The sequence below is a fragment of the Heyndrickxia camelliae genome (genome assembly GCF_002844575.1).
Lineage (GTDB): Bacteria > Bacillota > Bacilli > Bacillales > Bacillaceae_C > Margalitia > Margalitia camelliae.
On the sequence record NZ_PIQO01000052.1, the window covers coordinates 1 to 2,974 of the forward strand.

The window sequence follows — 2,974 nt, forward strand, 5'->3', positions numbered from 1 at the left end:
TATGTGGAAAACGAGGATGGGTGATCCAAAAAACTATAGGGAGGTAGGATATATGGAAAGAAATAAAAAAACAAAAAAATAATCGAACTACTTCCCACGAAGTTGAACCATAAGAATCTTTTATTTTTAATTCCTCAAACGATTGAACTATTCCCTTCTGAAATACATCTTTCGTTTTTGCTTCTATAACATTACTGTTATACAGGAAATTTATCAGTATAAAGGAAATACAGTGAAGAAAATAGAATAAAGTGTAGAGAAATTCAATAAAGGGCTGATGAACATTGTTAGATATCTCGTACTTTGAAAAACTTTTTAATGGGACATTCAAAGTCTTAAACGGATTACCTCGATATATTGCGTTAGAACAAGTTCAACCAGAGCCCGATTTTAAAGAAAAATTAGGTCATTTGATAGGGGTTGGGAAAAGCAATAAATTACAGTACATAAGTGTATTAATACAAAAAACGAACAATGACTATTCAAATATCTTAATAACCAACGGGTTTGAGCATAGATCATCGATTATAGAATATACAAAAGACTTAGGAAACATAGAGGAATTACCGTGCGAATTCCAGTGGAAGTCCTTAGAAAATGAACTCACGGAAAAGGAGTTCAAGGATACTTGGAGACAGTGCATGCTTTATTCGGATAACAAGCCCTCCACTTTTACGATGGCACAGCATCTTGAAGCGGTGAAAAGTGAATTAGGTAATAATTGGAGAAATTCCTGTCGGGTTTTTTTAAAAGGGGGGAAACCGATTGGTGTAACCATCCCTCATATGGAACCTGGAACTACTGATGAAGGCAGACTATTTTATTTTGGATTGATTCCCGAAATGCGTGGAAAGGGTCTAAGTTCAAGCCTTCATAAACAATCGTTACAGTTTCTTAGGGAAATGGGTGCAACCTACTATATCGGCAGTACTCAGGCAACCAATAAAAAAATGCAACATGTGTTCATAAGAAGTGGCTGCATGTTGAAGTCACATATGGAATCATTTTATAAATATTTTTAATGGGGTGAAGACATGGGGATGTCCGATTATTATCAAGATCTTAGAGAAAAGGTAGGAAGCGAATTAATTTTCATGCCGAGCGTAGCGGCTATTATCCGTAATAAGGCTGGGGAAATCCTATTTCAACATAAAGGGAATGGGGAAAAATGGAGCCTACCGGCAGGGGCTATTGAGCTTGGAGAAGCACCTGCGGAAGCAGTCGTTCGTGAAGTATGGGAAGAAACAGGGCTGCATGTAGTTCCAAAAAAGCTTGTGGGAGTGTTTGGCGGAAAGGATTTTCGATACCAATATCCGAACGGACACAAGGTTGAATATAATGTATTTTTGTTTGAATGTGTCGCGCAAGGTGGCGAATTAAATCCGATTGATAGTGAAACAGCTGAATTGCGTTATTTTAAAGCAGAAGAAATGCCTGAACTTGCTTTACCTTATCCTAAGTTTCTGTTTTTACAAGATAATCATGCAGAAACCTATTTTCAACGAAAAGAATCAGGAGATATATATAATGAAGCAATTAAAAATTTAACGAATTTAACTCATTATTGGCCAGGTTTTGAAGCAGTATCTTTTGCATTCTATGATAAAGAAAAGGTCCATCTTTATCGCCATCCTGATTTCAAGGAGGAGGTGTTTGCTTGGAATGAACAATTCATGGCGGATACCCTTATTTTATATGAAAATTATCCAACTGCCATTATGAATCTTGAACGTTACGCGGATGAAGAAGGCTTATTTTCTATCCTTGCTCACGAATTATTTCATGGTTATCAATACTTAAAAGGGGAAGATCGCTTTCCAAATGAAATGTTGGGAATTTCGTATCCATTAAAGGAAGAAAATATAGAATTAAGAAACCAGGAAAGATTTCATCTTTATCAAGCGTTAGTAGCAACTTCCGTTGAGGATAAGAGGAAGAGTTTACAAGCATTTATATCCATACGTGAAAAAAGAGCAAGTATAATTGAAGAGTTTATTCAATATGAAACCAATATTGAAACCGTGGAAGGTCCAGCTTGGTATATCGAATTGAAAGCCTATGCCGAGAGAAGTTTACTACCTTATGAGGCAGTATTAGAAAAATATAGTCGAAGCCTTTTAGATAAACATGATTCTAGTTTGAATATAAGAAAGAGTTGTTATAGTGCAGGTTTGGTCCTGTGCCTGCTGCTGGACGAACTTTACCCCGATTGGAAGCATGGCTTTTTCGAGTCTAATCACACTTTATATGATTTATTGAAAAAGCACGTGGACTATACCATTCAGCAAATAAATGAAATTTCCATTTCTAACGAAACGAAAACAATCCTCAAAATGGTAAAAAACAGCAAAGATGCCGAATTTACAAAATTTGAAACAAAAAAAGGTTACCATCTTGTATTAGAAGGGAACATGATAGCTGCTTTGATGGACCCTATGAATATCGTAAAAAGTGGAAATAAGCTATTGCATAAAAACTTTTTAAAAATAAGGGTAGGAGAAAAGGAATACCTTTTTCAACAGCCGGTGGTTGCCTATAAAAATGATAATAGTAGAGGTATATCAAAAATCCATACGATTCTTGAAGAAGAACCGATTGAGAAGGACAGTTCCTTTATCTTAAATGGAGTAGGGGAATTTGACGGTTCGCTTTATACAAAAGATGGGACATTTTTTGCAAAATTATTGGAGATTATTAAATAAAGAGGCAAAACAAGAATAGAGACTATTTATCGGTTATATTGAGGCCCTTTTCGATCATGGCTCTCATTCATGAACGCGAGCATGTTTTTTTTGGCAAAAGTATTTGGTTGGAAAGTAAGTAAGATAGAAGTATGGAATGTTAATTATTGCTGCGGTTCATTCCGTCTAATAGTGACGGAGAAAACTACTGAATATATGGAAAAAGACTCGGGGGATCGTTTTACATTGTAAAAAAGTAGTGAAGAGGCTGGGACAAAACCCACCTCTAAGAT

The 2,974-nt window shown here is 35.8% G+C and carries 1 protein-coding gene and 1 pseudogene; both read left to right on the top strand.

Annotated elements, in window-relative coordinates; genetic code table 11:
• The first annotated feature begins 284 nt into the window (after window positions 1–284).
• Window positions 285–1,022, top strand: a complete 738-nt coding sequence (locus CWO92_RS24790) for a GNAT family N-acetyltransferase (RefSeq protein WP_101356838.1) — start codon at window positions 285–287, stop codon at window positions 1,020–1,022.
• A 12-nt stretch (window positions 1,023–1,034) separates the two neighbouring features.
• A pseudogene (locus CWO92_RS26240) lies at window positions 1,035–1,472 on the top strand (NUDIX hydrolase); the annotation flags it as partial.
• Window positions 1,473–2,974 lie beyond the last annotated feature (1,502 nt).